At 74.1% G+C, this 21492-nt stretch carries 14 protein-coding genes; 6 read left to right on the forward strand and 8 right to left on the reverse strand.

Annotated features, from left to right (window positions below; all coding sequences use genetic code 11):
• The first annotated feature begins 16 nt into the window (after positions 1-16).
• Both P1V51_22215 and P1V51_22220 read left to right on the forward strand, forming a co-directional pair.
• Positions 17-3832 (forward strand): DUF3857 domain-containing protein, encoded by a 3816-nt coding sequence (locus P1V51_22215; GenBank protein MDF1565766.1) that lies wholly within the window; start codon positions 17-19, stop codon positions 3830-3832.
• Complete coding sequence (locus tag P1V51_22220) at positions 3829-7710, forward strand: hypothetical protein (protein ID MDF1565767.1); 3882 nt, start codon at positions 3829-3831, stop codon at positions 7708-7710. The genes P1V51_22215 and P1V51_22220 overlap by 4 nt, the downstream gene beginning before the upstream one ends.
• On the opposite strand, the gene P1V51_22225 is transcribed toward P1V51_22220, so the two are convergent.
• The gene (locus P1V51_22225; protein MDF1565768.1) at positions 7711-9006 is read right to left on the reverse strand and encodes a MiaB/RimO family radical SAM methylthiotransferase; all 1296 of its coding nucleotides are present in this window, start codon (positions 9004-9006) and stop codon (positions 7711-7713) included.
• Between the two features lie 127 nt (positions 9007-9133).
• On the opposite strand from P1V51_22225, the gene P1V51_22230 reads away from it, so the two are divergent.
• Positions 9134-10009 carry an SDR family oxidoreductase gene (locus tag P1V51_22230; GenBank protein MDF1565769.1) on the forward strand — a complete coding sequence of 292 codons (876 nt, stop codon included), beginning with the start codon at positions 9134-9136 and terminating at the stop codon, positions 10007-10009.
• Positions 10010-10033: 24 nt separating this feature from the next.
• On the opposite strand, the gene P1V51_22235 is transcribed toward P1V51_22230, so the two are convergent.
• The 6 genes from P1V51_22235 to P1V51_22260 are packed head-to-tail and all read right to left on the reverse strand — an operon-like array spanning position 10034 to position 17680.
• Positions 10034-12295, reverse strand: coding sequence for a hypothetical protein (locus tag P1V51_22235; protein ID MDF1565770.1), 2262 nt, complete (start codon positions 12293-12295; stop codon positions 10034-10036).
• A gap of 47 nt (positions 12296-12342) precedes the next feature.
• Complete coding sequence (locus P1V51_22240) at positions 12343-13191, reverse strand: hypothetical protein (protein ID MDF1565771.1); 849 nt, start codon at positions 13189-13191, stop codon at positions 12343-12345.
• Entirely contained in the window at positions 13191-15764 is a 2574-nt protein-coding gene (locus P1V51_22245; protein ID MDF1565772.1) for a TonB-dependent receptor, read from the reverse strand. Before P1V51_22245 ends, P1V51_22240 begins: the two co-directional genes overlap by 1 nt.
• A 2-nt stretch (positions 15765-15766) precedes the next feature.
• Positions 15767-16558: a TonB family protein gene (locus P1V51_22250; protein ID MDF1565773.1), complete on the reverse strand. Its 792-nt coding sequence runs from the start codon at positions 16556-16558 to the stop codon at positions 15767-15769.
• 4 nt (positions 16559-16562) lie between these two features.
• Positions 16563-16985 (reverse strand): biopolymer transporter ExbD, encoded by a 423-nt coding sequence (locus P1V51_22255; GenBank protein MDF1565774.1) that lies wholly within the window; start codon positions 16983-16985, stop codon positions 16563-16565.
• Positions 16985-17680 carry a MotA/TolQ/ExbB proton channel family protein gene (locus P1V51_22260; GenBank protein MDF1565775.1) on the reverse strand — a complete coding sequence of 232 codons (696 nt, stop codon included), beginning with the start codon at positions 17678-17680 and terminating at the stop codon, positions 16985-16987. Before P1V51_22260 ends, P1V51_22255 begins: the two co-directional genes overlap by 1 nt.
• A gap of 184 nt (positions 17681-17864) precedes the next feature.
• Here P1V51_22260 and P1V51_22265 point away from each other — a divergent pair, with 184 nt between their 5' ends.
• Positions 17865-18674 carry a helix-turn-helix domain-containing protein gene (locus P1V51_22265; protein MDF1565776.1) on the forward strand — a complete coding sequence of 270 codons (810 nt, stop codon included), beginning with the start codon at positions 17865-17867 and terminating at the stop codon, positions 18672-18674.
• 6 nt (positions 18675-18680) lie between these two features.
• On the opposite strand, the gene P1V51_22270 is transcribed toward P1V51_22265, so the two are convergent.
• Positions 18681-19529 carry an excisionase family DNA-binding protein gene (locus P1V51_22270; protein ID MDF1565777.1) on the reverse strand — a complete coding sequence of 283 codons (849 nt, stop codon included), beginning with the start codon at positions 19527-19529 and terminating at the stop codon, positions 18681-18683.
• Between the two features lie 203 nt (positions 19530-19732).
• On the opposite strand from P1V51_22270, the gene P1V51_22275 reads away from it, so the two are divergent.
• On the forward strand, positions 19733-20653 hold the full coding sequence (locus tag P1V51_22275; GenBank protein ID MDF1565778.1) for a TIGR01777 family oxidoreductase: 921 nt from the start codon (positions 19733-19735) through the stop codon (positions 20651-20653).
• A gap of 4 nt (positions 20654-20657) precedes the next feature.
• Complete coding sequence (locus P1V51_22280) at positions 20658-21485, forward strand: hypothetical protein (protein MDF1565779.1); 828 nt, start codon at positions 20658-20660, stop codon at positions 21483-21485.
• Positions 21486-21492: the final 7 nt, after the last annotated feature.

The raw sequence follows: 21492 nt of genomic DNA on the forward strand, positions 1-21492 counted from the left end.
GCATCCTGCCCACTCGATGCGTTCTCTGGCGATCCTGGCCCTGGCGGCCAGCCTGGGGGCCGGGGCTCCGGCCGGATTCCCCACTCACGAGGGGGTCTCCGCCCGTCCCTACACCGACATCGAGGTGCAGCAGGTGGCGGGCCGCCTCCAGGCGGGGACGTCCGAGCCGGAGGCCATCGGCGAGCTGCTCCGCCTGCAGGAGCTCGAGACCGAGGCCAACGACCTCCCCGCCCTGCGGGACGCCTATCTGCGGGCGGCCTGGGCCCGCCGGGGCAGCGGTGAGCTGCGGGCCTACGCGCGCTGGCGGATCGCCCACGTCGAGTGGCGGCGGGGGCGCCGCCCCAAGGCCGCGCGCTGGATCCGCACCCTGGGCTTCGTGCAGCAGGTGGCCCTGATCGGGCCCTTCCCCTCGGTCCTCGAGGGCGAGACCAACGCCATCCGTCAGAGCCTGGACGAGGGGAGGGAGCTGGACCTCTCGGCGAAGGTCCCGGGGCGCTGGCCCGAGACCCCCTGGCGGACCCTCTCCGACATCGCCCCGCTGGGGCACTTCGACCTGGGGGCGCTCATCGAGCCGGCCGCCGAGTCGACGGTCTACGTCCGGGCCGTGATCGCCTCCGAGGAGCGGCAGGCGGCCGTGCTTCGGCTGGGGACCTCGGGGCCCACGCGCCTCTGGCTGCGAGGGGCGCTGGTCTACGAGTCCGAGGCCGAGCACCCGGCGCGCTTCGATCAGCTGGCGGTGCCGGTGGTCCTCGGCGAGGGGAAGAACGAGCTCGTCCTCGAGCTCACCGGGACGGACGCCTCCCTGGGGCTCTTTCTGCGGGTCACCGAGGCCGACGGAGATCGCCTCTCGGGGGTGCGCGTCCTCGATCCCTTCCTCCCCGGCCGGATGGGACCGGCGCCCGAGGTGGAGGAGCACGTGGGCGGCCGGCGAGGACGCCGGGCGGCCCGCAACGGCAAGAGCGGAAAGAAGGGCCGGAACGGCAAGGTCGAGCCGGTCTTCCCGCCCCGGCCGATCACCCTCGAGTCCGCCCTGGAGGAGGAGCTCGCCGCCGCGCCCGAGAACGCCGAGGCCTGGCTGGCCCTGGCCCTCCTGCGCAGCGCCCGGCCCCTGGAGCGCGGCCCCGAGGCCGCCGGGGTCCCCGAGCTGCGCACCGCCCTCTCGCACGTCCCCTCCGAGACCCCGCGGCTGGCCGCCGAGATCCACCGCCGCCTCGCTCGCTTCAGCGACGACACCAACGACGCGCTCGCTCACCTCGGGGCGGCGCGCGAGCTCGACCCGGACGACCCCCGGGTGGGCCTCGCCGAGGCGCGGGCGCGGCTCGACCTCGGCCGGGATCGCGAGGCCGTCGAGCACCTCCGGACCCTGGTCGAGCGGACACCGCACTTCCTCGAGGGGCAGCTGCTCCTGGCGAGCACCGAGGGGCGGCTGGGCTTCCCGCAGGCCGAGGAGGCGCGCCTCGCCGCGGCCTACGAGCGCTGGCCCCGGGCGCGCCTCTCCCTCATGGCCCGGGCCCGCTGGCTGCGGGCCGAGGGGAGGATCGACGAGGCCCTCACCGCCTTCCGGGTGGCGGCGTCGCTCTACCCTGGCGACGATCGGGTGAGCTCGGCGCTGATCAGCACCCTCCTGCAGCGGGGGAACCTCGAGGACGCCCTGCGGGTGCTTGAGGCTCAGCTCGGCTACGAGCCGGGCCAGCCCCGGGGCTGGGTGCGGCTGGGAGATCTGCTCTCGGCCAACGGCCGGCCGAGCGCGGCCGAGCGCGCCTACGCCCGGGCCATCGCGCTCTGCCCGACCCGGGCGCGCTCCTGGCTCCGGCGCCTGCGCCACCACCTGCGCAACCAGGACGACGCGGCCGCCCGGGCGAGCCTGGTCCGGGCCGCCGAGCTGGCGCCCCAGGACACCGAGGTCGGGGAGCTCGCCCGCCTGCTGGGCACCGCCGCCCACCGCTTCGGCCAGGAGTACCTCGTCGACACCAGCACCCTGGGCGAGGTCATGGCCGAGGCGCCGGAGGACGAGTCCACCTGGACCCTCGTCATGCAGGATCTGGTCGAGGTCCACCCCAGCGGCCTGGCCTCGCGCCTGCACCAGGAGGTGCACCTGGCCCTCGACGAGCGCGGGGCCCGCGCCCTGCAGACCTTCTCGATCCCCTACACGCCGCAGGACCAGGATCTGCGGATCGAGGCCGCCCGCCTCGTGCGGCCCGACGGCACGATCCTGGAGGCTCAGGAGACGGCGGACCGCTCCCTCTCCGAGCCCTGGTACCGCCTCTACTACGACACCCGCGCCCGCCAGCTCACCTTCCCCCGGGTCCGCCCCGGCGATCGCATCGAGCTGGTCTGGCGCCTGGACGACATCGCCGAGACCAACTGGATGGGCGACTACTTCGGCGACCTGGTGAGCTTCCAGGGCACCACCTCCATCCGCTACCGGCGCTACCTCCTGATCACCCCGGAGGAGCGCGCGATCCACGCCTCGAGGCTCGGGCTGCCCCGCCTGGAGCAGAAGGAGGAGCGCGACGCGCGCGGCCGGATCGTGCGCAGCTGGGAGGCCCGGGAGGTCCCGCGGGTGCAGCTCGAGCCGGGGATGCCCGGCTGGACCGAGGTCGCGGCCCACCTGCACGTCTCGACCTACGCCTCCTGGGGCGAGGTGGCGACCTGGTGGTGGGGCCTGGTCGAGGAGCAGCTCGAGCTCACCCCCGAGCTCGAGGAGCTGGCCGCCGCCCTCGTCGAGGAGATCCCCGAGGAGGACCTGCGCGCCCGGGTCGCGGCGGTCCACCGCTACGTGGTGCGCTCCACCCGCTACGTCGGCCTGGAGTTCGGGGTGCACGGCTTCAAGCCCTACCGGGTCGATCAGGTGAACCGCCGGCGCTTCGGTGACTGCAAGGACAAGGCGTCGCTGATGTTCAGCCTCCTTCGCAGCCTGGGGATCGACTCTCGCCTGGTGATCCTGCGCACCTCGGATCTGGGGGCCCTCGGCGAGGCGCCCGCCTCCCTGGCCGCCTTCAACCACGCCATCCTCTACGTGCCGGCCCTCGATCTCTGGCTCGACGGCACCGCCGAGTGGGCGGGCCTCGACGAGCTGCCCCTGGGGGATCGGGGCGCCTCGGTGCTGGTGGTCGACCACCGCGATCCCTCGGCCTCGGTCTTCCGGCGCATCCCCCCGGCCCGGCCCGAGGCGAACCTCGTCGAGGAGAGCCTCGCGCTCACCCTCGAGGCGAGCGGCGGCGCGCACCTCACCGGCAGCCTGCGCAGCACCGGCGCCCACGCCCCCGCCCTGCGCCAGAGCCTGCAGGCCCGGGACGAGCGCGAGAAGCTGATCGAGGCCTCCTGGTCGCGCCGCCACCCGGGCTTCAAGCTCGAGGCGGTGAGCTTCGCCGGGCTGGACGATCTCGACGAGCCGGTGGCGATGCAGCTCTCCGGGACGATCCCGCGCCTGGCCCGCCCGGACGGCGCCGGCCTCTCCTTCGTCTGGCTCGGCGAGGACGTGGGCATCGTGGACAAGCTCGCCTCGCTGCCCGAGCGCCGCCACCCCCTGGTGCTGGGCCAGCCGAGCACCTTCCGCTGGCGCAACACCTACCGCCTGCCCGCGGGCTGGGGCCTCGCCACGCCGCGGCCGCCGATCTCCCTCGAGAGCGAGTTCGGCACCTTCAACGAGGTCTGGACCCGGAGCCCGGAGGGGCTGCGCCTCGAGGCCACCTTCGTGCTGGAGCGGGACCGGATCGAGCCCGCCGAGTATCCGGCCTTCCGCCGCTTCCTCGAGGCCATCGACGCCGCGCGCCGGGCGGTGATCCGGGTGGCGCCGGGGGCCGCGAGCGGCGCTGAGGACGAGGCGTGAGGGTGGGACGGCAGGCCGGGCTCCTGGCCCTCCTCCTCCTGCTGGGCACCTCGGCCAGCGGCTGCGGCCTCCTGCGCAGCCTCTTCGGGGGCGAGGGGAAGAGCGACGCGGATCGGCGCATCGCCTGGGCGCGCGAGGTCCTCGCCGACGAGGATCCCGACGGTGACGATCTGGCCCGCGCGGGCTGGGTGCTCCTGCTCTACGCCAACGACGACGAGGGCGCGGCCCGGGCCTTCGAGGCCGCACCCGCCCGCGCCACGAGCGAGGCGATCCTCGGCCGGGCCGAGCTCGCCCGCGTCCGCCTCGAGGCGCGCCAGGCCGCCGAGGGCTACCTGGAGCTGCTCGTCACCGATCCGCAGAGCCCGGCCGCCGAGGTGGCGCAGGCGCGCCTCGCGGGCCTGGTCGGGCTGGACGCCGGCCTCGACGCCCGCCACGACCAGGCCCTCCAGGCGCTGATCGAGGCCGCCGAGACCTCCGCCCTGCGGCGGGTGGAGGCGCGGCGGCAGCGGATGGCGATCCTGGAGGAGCGCGGCGACCTGGAGGGGGCGCGAGCGCTGGCCGCGGCCAGCCAGCCCGACGCGCTGGTCGTCGTCGGGCCCTTCTCGCGCTACCGGGCCCTCCACGCCCGCCGGGCCTTCTGGCCCGAGGTCGAGCCCCTCAAGCGGGCCGCCGAGGGCGAGTCTCCGGAGGCGCCGGCGGGCTACGCGCCGCTCGTCGGCGCCGCCGAGCTGCCCGTGCGGCCCCGCCGCATCCCCGTCGGACCCACCGGCCTGCACCTGCGGGGGCTCGGCCGCTGGGGCGACGTCCACTACGCCCTCACCGACCTCGTCCTGCCCGAGGCGCAGGAGCTGCTCCTCACCTGGGAGAGCGGCCGGGACCTGCGGGTGATGATCGACGGCCTCCAGCTGCTGCGCCGCGATGCCCTCGAGGGCGAGGCCCCCCCGCGGGGCGTGCTGCCCCTCCGCCTCGAGGCGGGACGGCACCGCCTGGCGATCCGCTTCCTGCGGCGGGCCGGCGAGGGCCCCCTGTGGGTCGCGGTGCTCGGCGCCGACGGCCGCGAGGCCCGCCTCGCCTTCGACACCGAGCACCTCGACCAGGAGATCGAGCGCCCGCTCGAGCGGGAGAGCGCGCCGCTCCTCGCCAACGTCGAGGCAGGGGATCCGGTGGAGCAGTTCTGGATCGCGCTGCGGGAGTTCGAGCGGGAGCCGCGCCGGGCCCGGGAGCTCCTCGCCGGGCTGGTCGAGCGCCTGCCTCACTCCGGGCTCGCCCATCTCCACCTCGTCTCCCTCCTGCCCGGAGACCCGGAGCTCGGCTCCGCCCTGACCACCGGCAAGATGGCCCAGCACCTCCAGCGGGCGACGGCCCTCATCCCCCGCCTGGCCGCGACCTGGGCGGTGGAGGGGGCCTTCGCCTACGAGCAGTCGCACGAGGGGAGGGCGCGCGAGGCCTTCCAGCGGGCGGTCGAGCTCGCCCCCCGCTCGCCCCACCTGGCGGAGGTGTGGTCGCGCTACCTGCTGGAGCGCGGCCACGCGACCCTCGCCGAGCGGCACCTCGAGGCCGCCCTGGCCGAGTGGCCCGAGGCCTGCCCCCTCTGGAGCGTGGCCTACCAGGTGCGCACCGACGAGGAGGCCCTCGGCCCCCGGGACGCCGCGGCCGAGCGGCTGCGCGGCTGTGGCCTGGAGGGGATCGATCGCTGGGCCACCCACCAGGCCGAGCGCGGGGAGCGCGGCGCCGCCCTGGAGGGACGCCGCCGCCTGCTCGCCTACCAGCCCGGCCGGATCGGCTGGCGGCTGGATCTGGCCCGGGTCCTCGCCTCCCTGGAGGAGACGGCCGAGGCCGAGCAGGTGCTGGCGGCGGGCTCGGCCCTCTGGCCCGAGTCGGCCTCCCTCCTGCGGCGGCGCGCCGAGCTCCTCGACCGCCTGGGCCAGCGGGAGCAGGCGCTCGCGCTGCGCCGGGCATTGCTGCAGGTGGACCCGGAGGCCCTCGACCTGCGCCGGGCCCTGGCCTTCGAGGCGGGGGAGCAGCTCCTCTCCTGGGGCGCCCGCGAGCTCGAGGCCGACATCGAGCGCTACCTCGAGGCCGGTCAGGCCCTGCGCGCCGGCGCCAACGCGGTGGAGGTGGTCGACCACGCCGTGGTCGAGGTCTTCGTCGACGATCCGCGCCGCCCGGTGGTGGTCGAGCGCATCCAGTCGGTCACCGAGGTCCTCACCAAGGAGGCCCTCGATCGCTACGGCGAGGTGAGCCTGCCCGGGGGCGCCGAGGTGATCGAGCTCTACGTGCGCAAGCCCGACGGCCGCCGCCTCTACCCCGACGCCGGCCTCGGGAGGGAGAGCCTCTCCCTCCCCGGCCTCGAGCCCGGTGACTTCATCGTCTCCGACTTCCTCACCCAGGTGGACGCCCGCGGCGCGGCGATGCCCGGGTGGGCGGCGAACGCCTTCTACTTCCGGGTCTACGAGCTGCCCCTCTACCGCTCGAGCTACGTGCTGCGCGCCCCCGAGGCGCTCCCCCTCGAGGTGGACGCCCACCAGCTCGAGGTGGAGGCGCCGGTGATCGAGGAGGGCTACCGGGTCTTCCGCCACACCGTCGAGAACGCTCCGATGCTGCACCCGGAGTCCGGCGCGCCCGGCTCCGCCGAGATCCTCCCCTGGATCCGCATCGGCGCGGGCAGCGGCCCGGCGGGCTACGGCTTCATCTGGGGTGACTACCTCCAGGGCCGGGATCGCCCGAGCGCGGCGATGGTGCGGCTGGCCCGCGAGGTGGCCGGCGAGCACGACGGGCCGGGGCCGGCGGCGCGCCGGGCGCTGATCGTCGCCCTGGCCCGGGAGGTGAACCGCCGGATCGAGGGGCGGGTCTCGACCACCGACTTCGAGGCCACCGCCGCGCAGATCTTCTCGGCGGGCCGCGGCAACCGCCTGCTGGTGATGCGCGGGCTGCTGCGCGCCCTCGAGATCGACAGCGAGGTCGCCTTCGTGCGCAGCTTCGTGACCGACCCCGCCCCCTATCGCTTCCCCGGCCCGCGCCGCTTCACCCACGCGGTGCTGCGGGTGCCCATGCTGGAGGGCGGGCCGCTCTGGATCGATCTCTCCCTGCGCGGCGCGCCCCTGGGCACCCTGCGCCCGGCGCACTCGGGCCAGCCGGCGCTGGTGCTGGCGAGCTCGGAGAAGAACCCCGTCGAGACCCGCACCCCCGAGTTCGCGCCCGCCCTCGAGCGGCAGGAGACGGAGGTGGAGGCGGTGCTCTCCGCCGACGGCTCGGTGAAGGTCCTCGGCCGCGAGCTCTATCACGGCCACGCGGGGGCCGAGGTCCGGGTCAATCTCGAGGCCCTGGAGCAGGACCGGAAGCACCAGGCGATCCAGGCCCTGCTGGCGAGCTACTTCGGACCGGTGCTCCTCGACACCCTCGCCTTCGAGAACGACACCGTGCAGGCCGAGCCCGGCTCGCCCCTGACCATCCACTACCTCTTCGAGGCGCCGGGCTGGGTGCAGCGAGACGGTGAGCGGCTGATCCTCCCGGGAGCCTTCTTCCCGATGCGCCTGGGGCGGGCGCTGCTGCGTCACGGCCGCCGCGAGCTGCCCCTCCTCCTCGATCGGGGCTCACCCACCCGGGTCCGGGTGCGGCTCGAGCTGCCGGAGGGCCACGCCCTGGTCGGCGATCCGCCCGCGCGAAGGCTGGAGACGCCCTTCGGCACCTTCGAGCAGACCGTGACGAGCGAGGAGGGAGCGCTGGTGCTGGAGCGCCGCCTCTCGATGCCGCTGATGCGGGTGGCCGCCGGGGACTACGAGGCCCTCGCCGCCTTCCTCATCCAGATCGACACCCTCGAGGCGCAGCCCCTGATCGTCGCGCCCGCGGGGGCTGCCGCGCCGGCCGCCGGGCGCTGATCAGAGCGTCCCGACCAGGCCGGTGGGCTCGAAGGCGGTGAGCCGCGTCGGCAGGACCCGGCCGCGCAGATCGAGCTCGTCCGCGGTGAGGGTGGTCACTCGCTGGTAGTGATCCGTCAGCCCGCTGTGGGTCCGCCCCTCCTCGCTCTCCTCGAAGCTCTCCCAGAGCACCGGCCGCTCCTGCCCGATCGAGGCCTGCCAGCAGCGCTGCTCCAGGCGGGAGGCCAGCGCCAGCGCCTCGAGCATCCGGGTCTCGCGCAGCTCGGGGAGGATCTGGCCCTCGAAGGTGGCGGCGGCGGTGCCCTCCCGGGGGGAGAAGGGGAAGACGTGGAGGCCCGCGAGGCCGAGGCGCTCGCAGAGCTCGAGGGAGACCGCGAAGTCCTCCTCGGTCTCACCGGGGAAGCCGACGATGAGGTCGGAGGTGATGGCCACGTCCGGGCGCACGGCGCGCACGCCGGCGACGATCGCCGAGAAGCGCTCACGGCTGGTGCGGCGGGCCATGCGCTTCAAGATCCGGTCACTGCCGCTCTGCAGGGGCAGGTGGAGGTGGGGCATCAGCCGGGGGTGGGCGAAGCGCTCGAAGAAGGCCGGCGAGAGATCCCAGGGCTCCACCGAGGAGAGGCGCAGGCGAGGCAGCTCGGTCTCGTCGAGGATCCGCGCGACCAGGCCGGCGAGGTCGGGACCCCCGGGCCACTCCTTGCCGTAGCCGCCCAGGTGCACGCCCGAGAGGACGATCTCCTGGAAGCCCTCGCGCAGGAGGCCGCGCACCTCGGCGAGCAGCGCGTCCGGATCGACGCTGCGGGCCGCGCCCCGGGCGAGGGTGACCACGCAGAAGGAGCAGGCCTGATCGCAGCCGTCCTGGGCCTTGAGGAAGGCCCGGGTGGTGGAGAGGCGGGGATCCTCCAGGCCGCCGGCGTCCGGGGAGGCGCCGCCCGGCGGGAGCAGGCCCTCCGCCTCGAGGTGCTCGAGGAGGCGGTCCTTCTCCAGGTTGTCGATCACCCGATCGGCGCCCAGGGCGAGCACCCGCTCGGCCGCCGAGGCCTGGTCGGCCAGCTCGGCGGCGAAGCAGCCGGTGACGATCAGCTTCGCCTCGGGGTGGTTGCGGCGCAGGCGCCGGAGGGTCTTGCGGGACTTGCGGTCGGCGACGTGGGTGACGGTGCAGGAGTTGAGCACCACCAGATCGGCCGGCTGCCCCGGGCCCACCACCCGGTGGCCGCGCAGGCGCAGCGCCCGCCCGAGGGCGTGGATCTCGCCCAGGTTCAGGCGGCAGCCGAGGGTCTCGAGGCGAACGAGCATGGGCGGCGCTGGTTAGCAAATGGGACCCGCCCCGGCCAGGGGACGAGGCTCCTTTCGCCGGACCCGGCGCCCCTCGCCCCGCCTCCGGCTGTCCCTCGGGGGAAAAGGGACCTATCCTCCGCCCCGCATGAGCACCTCGAACGGCAAGATCATGGTGGTGACCGGAGCCAACACCGGCATCGGTTATCAGACCGCCCTCGCGCTCTCCCGTCAGGGCGTCCGGGTGCTGGCGCACGCCCGCACCGAGGCGAAGGCCCGGGAGGCCGCCGAGCGGCTGGCCACCGGGGCGGCGGCCGCGGCCGGCCGGGAGGCCGGCGAGCTGGTACCCGTCTGGGGCGACTTCGCCTCCCTCGACGAGGTCGAGAACCTCGCCCAGCAGATCCTCTCCCGGGCCGAGAAGATCGACGTGCTGGTGAACAACGCCGGCGCGGTCTTCTCCCCGAGGCAGGAGAGCCGGGACGGCTTCGAGCTCACCTTCGCGGTGAACCACCTGGCGACCTTCCTGCTCACCCACCGCCTCCTGGATCGCATCAAGCTCTCGGCGCCCTCCCGGATCGTCACCCTCTCCTCGGCGGCTCACCAGCGCGGGCGCCTGGACCTCGACGATCTGCAGTCGACGAGGCGCTACACGATGTTCGGCGCCTATGGCGCGAGCAAGCTGGCGAACCTCCTCTTCTCGAAGGAGCTCGCCGTCCGCCTCGAGGGCACCGGCGTCACCTCCAACAGCGTCCACCCTGGCGTGGTCTTCACCCGCTTCGGCCGGGACGGCGACGCCGGCGGAGGCTTCGACTGGCTGATGGGGATGGCCAAGCCCTTCCTGATCTCCCCGGAGCGCGGCGCGCGCACCTCCGTCCACGTGGCCACCGCCCCGGAGCTCGAGGGGGTCAGCGGCGAGTACTTCATCCGCTCCAAGGTGGCGCGTCCCAGCAAGTCGGGGCGCGACGCCGAGCTCGCGAAGGCCCTCTGGGAGAAGACCGTCGAGCTCCTCGGGGACCGCCTCTAGCGCCTGAATTCAACCGCGGCCGGCCTACTCGAAGATCAGGATCTCCTCGGTGCCCACGATGGGCACGAAGAGGCGCTCGCCGGTGGGATCGAAGGTCGCGCCACCGATCGGGCCGGTGACGTCCATGTAGGAGAGCTCGATCATCTCGGGGGTCCCGGGGTCGACGGTGACCATCCGCAGGAGGAAGTCGCTGGGCGTCTCCCGGCGGTTCCAGAGGTAGTGGCGGCGGTCGGGGGTGACGACGATGGGGCCGACCTGATCGACCTCGGAGGTCGTCTGGTAGAGCGGGGTGAGATCGTGGCCGAGGCCGACGATGGCCTCGTCCTCGCCCTCACCGGGCCAGAAGCGGTAGTGGAGCACCGGGCCGTGCTCGAGCATCACCGCGCCGAAGAACTCGGCGAAGCCCTCGGGCTCGGTGAGGCGCGTGTGGGGGGGCTCCCCCTCCTGCAGGCCCTGCGCGGTCCAGAGGCCACCGCGGGCGTGGCGCTCGCCGCTGCCGCTGGCCGACCAGAGGACCATCACGTCCCCGTCGGGGAGGGTCGCCAGCAGCTCGAAGCGCTCCTCGGCGCCGAGGGCGAGGCCCGCCTTCCGGGCGCCCCCCTGCAGGGCCATCACCCCGGTGAGGTGCGGCAGGAAGATCCGGTCCTCGTCGCCGAACTCGATGCCGAGGGGGCGGTGGGGGAGGTTGGGGAGGCGGATGACCTCCTCGTCCGACTCGAGGTCGAGGTAGCCCAGCTCCCGCTCGTGCACGACCCAGAGGGTGCCGTCCGGGGCGGTGCCCACGCAGAGCAGGGGGCTGGTGCCAGGCGCCATCGGGCGCGGCTTGGCCGGCTGGAGGGTGCCGACCCCCACCCGCACCAGGGCGTGGGCCCGGCGGGCGATCAGGAAGACCTCCTCCTCGTCCGGGACGAGCGCCGCTCCGCAGGCCGCGTCGCGGGTGCTGCCCAGGCCGACGTCGAAGGAGATCCGCCGCTGCCAGCGCCCGGTGGCGAGCGCGAGGACGTCCACGTAGTTCGAGTCGGTGTCCGAGGCGTAGACCAGCCCCGCCGCCTCGTCGATCACCAGCCGCTCGGGCTGCGAGGCCAGCCCGGTGGCCCAGAGGCGCTGCCCGGCGGTGTCGTAGAGGGAGACCGAGCCGTCGAGGGGGTGGGTGACGGCGATGCGGACCCCCAGGGTGGGATCCTCGCTCGTCGCCGCGAGATCGCCGATGAGCGAGGTCGAGCCGGTGTCGATGAGGGCGCCGGTGAGGGCGATCCCTCCGGTGAGCCCGAGGAGGGCCAGCCGGCCGTCGGTGCGGGCGATCGCCGCGAACTCGTCGGTGCCCTGCTGGTAGGTCGTCACCGGCCCGGGGAGCTCGACGTCCTGCTCGACCGGCACCCAGGTGGCCAGGTCGTTGCCCCGGGGGTCGATCACCGAGAGGCCGTGCTCGGAGCCGGTGGCCAGCAGGCTGTCGCCCACGACCACCAGGCGCCCGCTGCGGGTGGTCGCCGCGGCGCCGTGGATCGAGGACATGGCCAGCCGCCGGGGTGGGCCCGCCGGCGCGAGCCCGGGATCGAAGGCCAGGGCGTGGGCGCGGCCCGCGGGGTCGATGCCGGTGACGTAGACGTAGCGCTGCCCGCCGGCGTCCACCGGGACGATCCGGGTGGGCATGGCGCCCTGCAGGTCCGCGGGATCGAGGCTGCTCACGAGGGCACCGTCGGTGGTGTCGAAGCCCTGCACGCCGTCGTCGCTGTAGGCGGCGTAGACCCGCGCGCCGTCGCTGGAGGCGGCGAAGTCGATGGGCTTGGACTCGAGGAAGAAGCGGAGGTCCGAGCCGTCGACGAAGCCCTGCCGGAAAAGGGTGGAGGGGTAGATCAGCCGGCCGCCGGCGAGGGCGAGCGCGCGGGGCCGGTGGAGGATCCGCACCGTGGCGACCCGGGTGCCCGACGCGGGGCGGCCCCGCCCCAGGTATTCGAAGGGCTCGGCGGTGGCGGCGCTGCGGGGGCCGGCGTGGATGACCAGGGGGCCGCGCCCGGCGTCGTCGGGGACGACCACCTCCAGGGCGCCGCCCTCCGGGGAGAGGTGGGCCGGCACCCGCTGACCGCTGGCGAAGACGACCTCGTTCTCGGCGGCGAAGCCCGCGCCCCGGATCCGTACCCGGGTCCCGGCGAAGCCGGTGGTGGGGGAGAAGCCCTCGAGGACCACCGTCTCGTCGGGAGGTGGCAGCAGGAAGTCCCTGCCGCAGCCAGCGATCAACCCGTGCGCTGCCAGCAGCAGCGCCGCGCCCCTCCAGCCCTCGATTCGCATCCGGGGATTATGGGCCAGCCGCCCGGCGCCCGCACGGCCTCCCGGGATCAGGGCCGCAGGTAGAGTGGGCCGAAGGCGGCCTGGCCGCCGCGGCCGTCGCGGACGACCAGCCACAGCTCGCTCTCGGTGGTGTCCGGCTCGTAGGTGATCGCGACCTCGTCGCCGAAGGCGAAGGCGTACTCGAAGCTTCCGCCGGTGGCGTGGAAGGCGACGATCGGCTCCTCGAGGCGGGTCGCGTCGGCCTCGCCGGCGACCGGGATCGTATCCAGGCTCTCGGGGTCGATCCGCACCCCGAGGGTGAGGGGGCCGGCGCCCACGGCGAGGGAGTCCCCTCGGGCGACGGGCGTGCCGTCGAGGGTGACCGCGGCGATCACCGGCGCCCGGTTGAGGGGGCGGGCCGGCGCCTCGAGGTGGAGGGGGAGGCGCAGCACGGCCTCCCGCGGCTCGGCGCCCGGGGTGAGGAGCCGGTAGCGCAGGTGGGTCTCCAGGGTGGAGGGGAGGCCGGCGCCGGGCACCGCGCCGGTGGCCTGGACGTCGAGGCCGAGGGCGCCCGCGCAGGCGAAGGCCTCGGCCGCCGGATCGAAGGTGACGGCGCCGTCGGCGCCGACCGTCACCGGCCGCTCGCAGACCGGGTCGATGCAGGCGAAGGCGCTGGCCGAGCCCAGGGAGAAGGGGCAGAAGGCCGCCTCGGTGGTGGCGTCCGTGCTCCCCGCCGGCAGGTAGACGGCGGGGGTGACGGTGACGGTCTCCCCGACCACCGGCTCGAGGGGAGAGGCCGAGAGGGCCAGGATCCGCGGGCGGTCGAGGAGGGTGGGGGAGGAGAGCTCGTCGGCGCAGCCGAGGGCGCCGAGGCCGAGGAGGAGCGAGAGGGAAACGAAGGAACCGGTGGAGCGCATCACCACTCTCCCTTCACCCCGAAGACGGGGAGGATGGGCAGCCCGGTCAGGGCCTCGGACTGCGCGTAGTCGTAGCTGTAGCGGGTGCCCTCGACGTTGCCGTGGGCGTAGGCGTTCTGCACGTCGAGGTAGGCGGAGAACTTCCAGCGCGGGAAGACCCAGGTCCGATCCACCCGCAGGTCGAGCTGATGGAAGGCCGGCAGCCGCTCGGAGTTCACGTCGCCGTAGACCGGCACGTAGACGCCGGCGGCGGCGTCGAAGATCGAGGAGACGACCGGGGTGGTCGGGTTGCCCGAGACCAGGCGGAAGCGGGCGCCGACGGTGAAGCCGTGCGGCAGCTCCCAGGAGGCCACGGCCGTGAGGATGTGGGGCTGGTCGAAGTCGAAGCGGCGCTCGGCCGCACCGGGGCGGTCGGTGCGCAGGGAGCGCTGGTAGGTGTAGGCGAGCCAGCCGACGAAGCGGTCGCCCAGCCGGGCCCGGGCCAGGAGCTCGGCGCCGAAGATCCGGCCCGTCCCCTGGGAGAGGTAGGGCGGCTCGTCGGCGGTGAAGCCGAAGGAGAGGTTGCGGCTCACCAGACGATCGAGCTTCTTGTAGAAGCCGGTCACGTCCACCTCGAGGCTGGCGTCGGGGCCCAGGGGGAGGCGGTGGGCGATCCCCGCCGAGGCCTGGAAGGAGCGCTCGGGGAGCAGCTCGGGGTTGCCCACGTTCGGCGCGGACTCGTCGTAGAAGGGCTGCTGCTGGTAGAGGCCGGCGCCGGCGCGCAGGCTGGTGCGCTCGCCGAGGTCGACGATCGCCGAGAGCCGCGGATCCAGCGCCCAGCCCTCGATGGGTCCGTAGTAGTCGAGGCGCAGGCCCGGGGTGAGGGTCAGGCCGTCGATCGGACGCAGGCGCGCCTCGAGGAAGGTCGCCGGCTCGTAGACGATCGAGGTGCTCTCGAAGGTGATCAGATCCTGGGTCGCCGTCGGGACGCTCCCCTCGCCCTCCTTGGGGGGGCGGGGCGAGGAGAGGGCCAGCTTCACCCGGCCCCAGCGGCCGTCGAGGCCGCCGGCCAGCTCGAAGCGCTCGCTGGGCCGGAAGGTGAAGGTGCTGCGCCAGGAGAGGTCGCGCAGCCCCAGGTCGAAGGCGAAGTCCTGCCCCAGGGAGAAGCCGACCTCCTGGAGGCCGACCCGCACCGAGGTCTCCTCGCTCCAGCTGGAGGAGAGGCGGGAGCGGCTGGTGAGCATGAGCTGGTGGAACATCGAGCGGGTCGAGAGGGCGCCGCGCACGGTGGGGTCGCTGGTGGGCTCCTCGAAGAGGAGCTGGAGGCGATCCATCGAGCCGAAGAAGAGCAGGCGCAGCTGGTGGCCCTTGGCCGGGCGGTAGCTGGCGATGAGCTGGTAGTCGTAGAAGCGCGGGGCGGTGTCGAAGGCCACCGGCGCGGAGTCGGGGAGGGCCAGCGGCAGGAGGGTGTCGATGTAGGAGCGGGCGAAGCCGCCGCCGATCGAGAGGGTGTCGGTGACCGGACCCTCGAGGGCGAAGGAGGCGTCGTAGGCGTTGAGGTCCACCCGGCCGCGGAAGAGGTCGGTGGCGGGGTCCCGCACCTTCACGTCGATGATGCCGCCGGTCGCCCGCCCGTACTCGGCGGAGTAGTTGCCCGGGACGAAGTCGACGGTCTCCAGGAACTTCGAGCCGAAGGTGCTGCGCAGGCCGCCGAAGTGGTAGACGCTCGGGATCTCGAGCCCCTCGAGGAAGACCCGCGAGTCGCCGGGGCTGGCGCCGCGCAGGATGATGTCGCCGCCGCTGAAGGAGGGGCGGGCGACGCCCGGGAGGTTCTCGATCACCTTGATGGTGTCGCCGCTGGTGCCCGGGAGCTTCTCGACCTCGGCCTTGGAGAGCACCCGGCGGGTGACCTCGCGGCGCACGCGCTGGGCGCGCACCACGGTGCTGTAGGCGCCGGTGGTGCGCTGCAGGTAGATGGTCTCGTCCCGCGACTCACCCGCCTCGGCCGTGATGCTCACCTCGAGCTTCTGGTGCTCGGGGGGCAGGGCGACGAGGGTGAACTCGGTGGCGTCGACGGTGAGGAGGGCGACGCCCGCGGCGTCGGTGAGGCCCTCGGCCAGCTGCTCCCCCTCCTTCACGGCGAGGACGCGCAGGCGGGCGAGGGGCACGCGGGTGCCTCGCTCGAGGAGGGTCAGCTGGTAGCGCACCGGCTCGGGCTCGGGGGCCGGCGGCGGAGGCGGGGCCGCGATCGTCATCCGGAAGGCGATCTTCACCGGCACGGTGCGCCCGTCGGTGAGCCGGGCAGGCTCGAAGACGAAGCGGCCGGCGGCGCTGCGCGCCGCGCCATCGAAGGGCTCTCCGGCGCCCTCCTTCACGGCGACGCCCTGCACGGCGCCGGTCTCGTCCACGTCGATCGTGAGGACGACGGTCACCGAGTCGGCGCCCTCGGGGAAGGCGGTGCCCTCGGGCAGCTCGGGCTCGACGAGCTCCTGGAGCTGCGGTCCGGCGGCCAGGGTGGGGGCCGCGGCCTCCTGGGCCAGGGCCGGAGCGGTGGACGCGACGAGGAGCAGAAGGGGAGCGAGGCGAGGGAGCATGATCAGCCCTCCAGGACGAAGCCGATGGTGTAGGGGATGGGGACGGCCGCGGCGACCGCGCCCATCCGCCCGGGGGAGCAGCGGATGCGGCGGGCAGCCTCGATGGCGGCCGAGTCGAAGAGGGTGCCGGCGCTGCGGGTCACCTCGGCCGAGGCGACCCGGCCGGTCTCGTCGATGACCAGGCGCAGCTCGACCTCGCCCTCGCGCCCTTCCCGGCGCGCCTCGACCGGGTAGCGCACGTCGGGCTGGGGGCAGCGCGGCATCCGGGTGATCTCGAGGACCTCCGCGGCGGCGAGCTGAGGCGCGGGGCCCGGCGCCGCCTTGCCGCGGAAGCCGTTGGCGGCCTGGTCGCGGGTGGCGTCGGGGTCGGCGAAGGCGCTCCCGCCGCCGGCCTCGGCGCGCACCGAGATGCCGCCGCCGGAGGAGACCGTGGCCGCCATGTCGAGGGCGAAGACCGGCAGGGGGGCGGGGGCGGTCGGCGGGGCCGGTGTCTCGGCCGGAGCGGGGGGCTCCGGAGCCGCGGGCGCCTCCGCCACGGGGGCGGGGCGGGTGAGCTCCTTCACCTTCTTCACCTTCATCCGCCGCACGGCCTTCGCCGGCGGGGGCCTCGGCGCCGGGGGAGGGGTGAGCTCGGGGGCCGGAGCCGGGGGCGCCGGGGCGGGCTCGACGATCGTGAGGTCCACCACCGAGCGCGGCGCCCGGGCCGCGGGCGCCTGGTAGCTCGTCCAGACGAAGGCCGCGAGGCCGAGGTGGGCGGCCAGCGAGGCCGCGAAGCCGGGGAGGGAGAGGCGCATGGTCCTAGCTCTCGGAGTCGATGGGTTCGGTGGAGAGGGCAAAGCGGGTCACACCGGCGGCCTTCACGGCGTCGACGAAGCCGACGACCCGCCCGTGGGTGGTGCTGCGGTCGGCGGCGATCACCACCTGCAGCTCGGGGGTCTTCGCGACCTCGGCGCGCACCTTCTGGAGGACGAGCGCCTCGTCGCTGGCCTCGCCGTTCAGGTAGACCGCGCCATCGGCGGAGAGGACCACCGAGACCGTCGAGGGCGTGGTCTCGGTGGCGGTGGCGGCCTTCGGCAGGTCGACCTCGATGGAGGGGCCGACGATGGAGGAGGCGGTCACCATGAAGATGATGAGGAGGACGAGCACGACGTCGACCAGGGGAGTGACGTTGATCCCGGTGATGATCTCGTCGTCGTCGGTCAGGGAGACGTGGCTGGCCATCACGCGGCCTCCTTCCGGGTCGAGACGGTGGCGACCTGCGCGGCCTCACCCGGGCCGGCGTAGTCCATCAGGGTGCGGGCGATCAGCTCGGCGCCGCGGAGGGCCTCCTGCACCTTCCCCTTGAAGATGTTGAACATCATCACCGCGGGCAGCGCGACGAGCAGGCCGATCGCCGTGGCGACCAGCGCCTCCGAGATGCCCGCCATCACCGCCTGGTTGCCGGACTCCGTGTTCGCGGCCAGGTCGGCGAAGGCCTTGATGATGCCGAGCACCGTGCCGAAGAGGCCGATGAAGGGCGCGTTGTTTCCCAGGGTGCCCAGGAAGGAGAGGCCTCGCTCGTAGCGCACCTTCTCCCGGGCGACCGCCAGCCGCAGCTTCTGCTCGGCGTGGTCCGCGCCCCGGGGCAGGGCGCCGATCATCTCCAGGGCGACGGCGACCTCGAGGCTCTGGCCCCGGTCGGCCTTCCGGGCGGCGGCCCGGGCGAGCTCGGGCCGGCGCTGGTCCAGGCCCTCGGCCAGGTCGAAGGCCAGGCGGCCCGCGTCGATGCGGCGGCGGCGGTAGAAGAACCAGCGCTCGACCATCACCGAGATGGAGAGCACGGAGAGGGCGATGAGCAGCCACATGACCCACTCCGCCCCGAAGACGGTGATGGCCTGGGCCAGGGATTCGGTGATCTGGATGGATTCGGTCTGCATGATTTCCTCCTCGAGGTTGGGAGGAGTTTGGTGGTTTTGGTCGAATATGTCAACATCAATCAACCAAAAAAATCACATCGAACTCCCCCTTGACCCCCCCTGGCGGTCCAAACCTCTGGAATCAGACCGAAAAAGGGGACCACGGGCCTTGACGGAAAACCTCCATTTCCACCAGATTCGCCCCATGAGCACCAACCTCCTCACCAGCCGCGAGGTCGCCGAGTTCCTCGGGGTGGGGGTCTCCTCCGTGAACCGCTGGGCCGACGCCGGCAAGCTGGAGCACGTGAAGACCCCCGGCGGTCACCGCCGCTTCGCCCGCCTGGCAGTGGAGGCCTTTCGCCGCGAGCGCGCCGGCCTGCCGACGGATGACGGGGAGTCCTTCTGCGCCGGCTGGACCGAGCGCCTCCTGGGCGACGCGCCGCCCGAGGCCCTGGTCGGTCAGCTGCTGCGGGAGCGGGCCGAGCGGGAGAGCTGGCTCGCGGTGGCCGGCGCCCTCGGGCCGGTGCTCGCGCGCATCGGCAGCCTATGGGAGGAGGGCACGATCTCGGTCACCGAGGAGCACCTGGCCTCCGAGCGCCTGGCGCGGGCGCTCTCTCGCTGCGCCGAGCTGCTCCCGGTCGCGGTCGCCGCCCCCGAGGCGCTGCTGGCGGCGCCCGAGAGCGAGGAGCACACCCTGGGCCTCTCCCTCCTCGAGCCCGCCCTGCGGGAGTGGGGCTGGCACTGCCGCTTCGCCGGCCGGCGCACGCCGCTGGAGGATCTCGCCGGCCGGGTGCGGGGCGGGAGCTTCGAGCTGGTGGCGCTCTCGGCCTCGGTCTCCACCCCGGCGGCGGTCCTGGGGGAGGTCGCCCGGGTCATCGGGGAGGCCGCGGCGGAGGCGGGCGCGGCCCTGCTCATCGGCGGCCTCGGCCCCTGGCCGGAGCAGCTGCGCCACGGGCGCCGCGTGCAGCGCTTCGCCGAGCTCGAGCGGGCGCCCGAAGGTCTGCGGCGCAACTAGCCTCTGCTAGAGCACCCGGCGAAGCAGGGGGCGGGCGCCCGAGCGGGCGAGCAGGGCGCTGTAGGAGGTGTAGGAGCGCAGGCGGGAGCCAGCGGGCATCGGCTCGGGCCAGGCCCCCGAGCCTCCGACGATCAGCGCGGCGCCCCGTTGGTCGCAGGCTTGCGCCAGGTGGGCGACGATCTTCCGGAGCAGGTCGGGATCCTGGCTGAAGGCCGAGGCGGAGATGGTCACGCAGGCCAGGTCCTCGGTCCGGAGGATGGTCTCGGCCAGCGCCTCGGGAGGGGTTCGGGCGCCGATCCAGTGGGTGCGCAGCCCCGCCTCCCGGGCGCAGACCTCCGCCAGGGCGAGGCCGAGGGTGTGCTCCTCGCTCTCCGGCGTCGCCAGGAGGACCACCGGAGCCTCGGGGCTGACCGGCAGCGCCTCGACGATCGCGGCGAGGGCCCGGGAGAGCCTCGCCGAGGCCAGGTGCTCGGCCACCACCGAGAGCTCACCCCGCGCCCAGCGCTCGCCCAGCTCGACGATCCCCGGCGCCACCGAGTCGGCGACCTCGCCCCAGCTGCCCAGGCGGCTGCGAGCCCGGAGGAGGTCGGCCCGGAGGCTCGCGACGTCGGAGGCCGCGAGGAAGCGATCGGCCCAGCTGGTGGAGGGCAGGGCGCTGACGCCTCCCTGCTGGTGATCGAGGAGCGCCTGCACGGCCGTCGGGTGGAAGCGGCGGTGCCCTCCGGCGGTGCGCTGGCAGTGAATCCGGCCCTCGTCTGCCCAGCGGTTCAGGGTGGAGGTGCCCACCCCGAGGCGGCCGGCGGCCTCGCGACTGGAGAGCAGGATGGGGCCTCGTCTGGCGATTTTCCGAGTCATGATGCAAGCAGTATGGTGGTTATGGATGTTTTTGGCAAATTTATCTGGTCAAAATCTACCATTTGGTCCATGATTGCCCTCACGCCCCTCCCCTCGGACCCCCGGAGCCCATCAATGGAGCGCCCAGGCCCCCCAGACCTCCCGCCCCCGCGGTTTGCTTCCGTGCAGGCCGGAGCTAGGTTCCAGAAGGCGGGAGAGAGGGAATGAAGGTCTTCATCACCGGTGCGACCGGGTTCGTCGGGCGGCGGCTGGTGCGTACCCTCCAGGACCGGGGGGACGAGGTCGTGGCCTGGGTCCGCGATCCGCGCCGCGCGACGGAGGTTCTGGGAGAGCAGGTCGAGCGGGTCGCCACCGACGTCGGCGAGGCGGCCCTCGCCCGGCACCTCGCCGGGGCCGACGCCGTCGTGAACCTGGCCGGGGAGAACCTCTTCGGTGGGCGCTGGACCCGCGCCCGCAAGGCCGCGCTGGAGTCCTCGCGAATCGACCTGACGGGGACCCTGGCGCGCACCCTCGCGAACCTGCCCGGGGAGGAGCGCCCCGCGGTCTTCGTCTCGGCCAGCGCCGTGGGCTACTACGGCGACCGGGGGGCCGAGCGCCTCACCGAGGCGAGCGCCCCGGGCGACGACTTCCTCGCGGGCCTCTGCCAGCGCTGGGAGGCGGCGACGACCCCGGCGCGGGAGGCCGGCCTGCGCACGGTCATCCTGCGCATCGGGGTGGTCCTCGGTGAGGGCGGGGCCCTCGGCCGGCTCCTCCCGCTCTTCCGGCTGGGCGCCGGCGGCCGCCTCGGCAACGGTCAGCAGGCCTTCCCCTGGATCCACGTCGAGGACCTCGTTGGGATCCTCCTCGCGGCCCTCGACGATCCCTCCCTCGCAGGGGTCTACAACGCGACCGCGCCCGGGTCGGTGACCAACGCCGAGCTCACCCGCGCCCTGGCGAAGGCGGTGCGTCGGCCGGCCCTCGTCCCGGTCCCCGGCTTCGCCATGAAGGCGGCGCTGGGCGAGGCCGCGGTCGCGCTGCTCGGCGGCCAGGACGCCGTGCCCCAGCGCCTCCTCGAGGCCGGCTTCCCCTTCCACTATCCGGATCTCGACTCGGCCCTCGCGGCCGTCGTCGAGGGGGGCCGCTGACGCCATGCCCCTCGCCCGCTCCCTCCTCACGGCGCAGAGCACCTTGCTGCTCCTCGGCGCCGGGGCCTGCGGGGGGACCGAGCCGCCCCGCACCTATCAGCACGCCGACGCCGGGGTGGGCCTGCCCCTGCCCGAGGAGGCGGGAACCCGGGTCTTCGCGCTCGAGCAGGTCTCCTCCGAGATCGTCACCAACCCCAGCCCCTTCTCCAACGACACCGCCGTCTCCTCCCTCACCGCCTGGTTGCGGGTGCGCTGGTCGCGAGAGGGAGAGGAGATCGTCTGGGACGAGGCGCTCTGCGCGATGCGCAGCAACGAGATCTTCGGCACCACCACCCGCTACCCGCAGGCCTTCCTGGAGTCGATCCCCCGGCGCCAGCGCAGCGGCCGGCTGGCGGCCGCCCAGGTCGGCGCGACCTTCGAGGCGGGCCCCTTCGTGGATCTCTTCGGCGTCAGGCTCACGGACCCCGCCTCCGAGGCGCTGCCGACCGGCCCCGACGATCCGCGGGTGGAGGACAGCGACGGCGACGGCGAGCCCGGCATCACCGTGGCGGTCGAGCAGAGCCTCCTCGGCAGCGGAGAGGTCTTCGTCGCCCAGCGCTCCACCAGCAGCTACGAGGGCGTGGTCGTCTCGCCCGACCGGCTCGAGGGTGAGGTCCGGGTGATCACCGAGAAGACCGTGCTCGGGGCCACGGCCGGCTGGCTGGAGTCCGGCACCGAGGCCGCGCCCGATCCCGATCCCACCCACAACTACTTCATCTTCCAGGCCGTGCCCGACCACACGACCTGCACCCAGATCGTGCTCAACCGCGATCGCATCTTCGACGAAGGCTAGATCGATC

It is taken from the genome of Deltaproteobacteria bacterium (genome assembly GCA_029210625.1).
Classification (GTDB): domain Bacteria; phylum Myxococcota; class Myxococcia; order SLRQ01; family SLRQ01; genus JARGFU01.